We start from the raw sequence: 2,569 nt of genomic DNA, 5'->3' as shown, positions 1-2,569 counted from the left end.
AACACACAAATTGTTTGGGTGTTATATGGTCAAGCCTCACGGGCAATTAGTATCGGTTAGCTCAACGCCTCACAGCGCTTACACACCCGACCTATCAACGTCGTAGTCTTCGACGGCCCTTCAGGGGAATCAAGTTCCCAGTGAGATCTCATCTTGAGGCTAGTTTCCCGCTTAGATGCTTTCAGCGGTTATCTATTCCGAACATAGCTACCCGGCAGTGCCACTGGCGTGACAACCGGAACACCAGAGGTTCGTCCACTCCGGTCCTCTCGTACTAGGAGCAGCCCCTCTCAAATCTCAAACGTCCACGGCAGATAGGGACCGAACTGTCTCACGACGTTCTAAACCCAGCTCGCGTACCACTTTAAATGGCGAACAGCCATACCCTTGGGACCGGCTTCAGCCCCAGGATGTGATGAGCCGACATCGAGGTGCCAAACACCGCCGTCGATATGAACTCTTGGGCGGTATCAGCCTGTTATCCCCGGAGTACCTTTTATCCGTTGAGCGATGGCCCTTCCATACAGAACCACCGGATCACTAAGACCTACTTTCGTACCTGCTCGACGTGTCTGTCTCGCAGTCAAGCGCGCTTTTGCCTTTATACTCTGCGACCGATTTCCGACCGGTCTGAGCGCACCTTCGTACTCCTCCGTTACTCTTTAGGAGGAGACCGCCCCAGTCAAACTGCCCACCATACACTGTCCTCGATCCGGATCACGGACCAGAGTTAGAACCTCAAGCATGCCAGGGTGGTATTTCAAGGTTGGCTCCACGCGAACTGGCGTCCACGCTTCAAAGCCTCCCACCTATCCTACACAAGCAGGCTCAAAGTCCAGTGCAAAGCTACAGTAAAGGTTCACGGGGTCTTTCCGTCTAGCCGCGGATACACTGCATCTTCACAGCGATTTCAATTTCACTGAGTCTCGGGTGGAGACAGCGCCGCCATCGTTACGCCATTCGTGCAGGTCGGAACTTACCCGACAAGGAATTTCGCTACCTTAGGACCGTTATAGTTACGGCCGCCGTTTACCGGGGCTTCGATCAAGAGCTTCGCTTTCGCTAACCCCATCAATTAACCTTCCGGCACCGGGCAGGCGTCACACCCTATACGTCCACTTTCGTGTTTGCAGAGTGCTGTGTTTTTAATAAACAGTCGCAGCGGCCTGGTATCTTCGACCGGCGTGGGCTTACGCAGTAAATACTTCACCCTCACCGGCGCACCTTCTCCCGAAGTTACGGTGCCATTTTGCCTAGTTCCTTCACCCGAGTTCTCTCAAGCGCCTTGGTATTCTCTACCCGACCACCTGTGTCGGTTTCGGGTACGGTTCCTAGTTACCTGAAGCTTAGAAGCTTTTCCTGGAAGCATGGCATCAACCACTTCGCTCTCTAAAAGAAAGCTCGTCATCAGCTCTCGGCCTTGAACACCCGGATTTGCCTAAGTGCCCAGCCTACAACCTTAAACTTGGACAACCAACGCCAAGCTGGCCTAGCCTTCTCCGTCCCTCCATCGCAGTAACTAGAAGTACAGGAATATTAACCTGTTTCCCATCGACTACGCATTTCTGCCTCGCCTTAGGGGCCGACTAACCCTGCGTCGATTAACGTTGCGCAGGAACCCTTGGTCTTTCGGCGTGGGAGTTTTTCACTCCCATTGTCGTTACTCATGTCAGCATTCGCACTTCTGATACCTCCAGCAAGCTTCTCAACTCACCTTCACAGGCTTACAGAACGCTCCTCTACCGCGCATCTTGCGATGCACCCGTAGCTTCGGTGTGTGGTTTGAGCCCCGTTACATCTTCCGCGCAGGCCGACTCGACTAGTGAGCTATTACGCTTTCTTTAAAGGGTGGCTGCTTCTAAGCCAACCTCCTAGCTGTCTAAGCCTTCCCACATCGTTTACCACTTAACCACAACTTTGGGACCTTAGCTGACGGTCTGGGTTGTTTCCCTTTTCACGACGGACGTTAGCACCCGCCGTGTGTCTCCCACGCTGACACTTCCAGGTATTCGGAGTTTGCATCGGTTTGGTAAGTCGGGATGACCCCCTAGCCGAAACAGTGCTCTACCCCCTGGAGTGATACGTGAGGCGCTACCTAAATAGCTTTCGAGGAGAACCAGCTATCTCCGAGCTTGATTAGCCTTTCACTCCGATCCACAAGTCATCCCCTACCTTTTCAACGGGAGTGGGTTCGGTCCTCCAGTCAGTGTTACCTAACCTTCAACCTGCTCATGGATAGATCGCCCGGTTTCGGGTCTATACCCAGCGACTAAACGCCCTATTAAGACTCGCTTTCGCTACGCCTCCCCTATTCGGTTAAGCTCGCCACTGAATATAAGTCGCTGACCCATTATACAAAAGGTACGCAGTCACCCAACAAGTGGGCTCCCACTGCTTGTACGCATACGGTTTCAGGTTCTATTTCACTCCCCTCTCCGGGGTTCTTTTCGCCTTTCCCTCACGGTACTGGTTCACTATCGGTCAGTCAGTAGTATTTAGCCTTGGAGGATGGTCCCCCCATGTTCAGACAACGTTTCACGTGCGCCGTCCTACTCGATTTCACTTCCTG

1 rRNA gene is annotated in these 2,569 nt (G+C 53.1%); it reads right to left on the bottom strand.

The features are described 5' to 3' along the window. Positions 1 to 25: 25 nt before the first annotated feature. Positions 26 to 2,569, bottom strand: a 23S ribosomal RNA gene (locus RN02_RS22680); the annotation flags it as partial.

Source organism: Pseudomonas sp. PI1 (assembly GCF_000812405.1).
GTDB lineage: Bacteria > Pseudomonadota > Gammaproteobacteria > Pseudomonadales > Pseudomonadaceae > Pseudomonas > Pseudomonas citronellolis.
The sequence above is the reverse complement of the archived record's forward strand: the minus strand, read 5'-3'. Positions and strand labels throughout refer to the sequence as shown.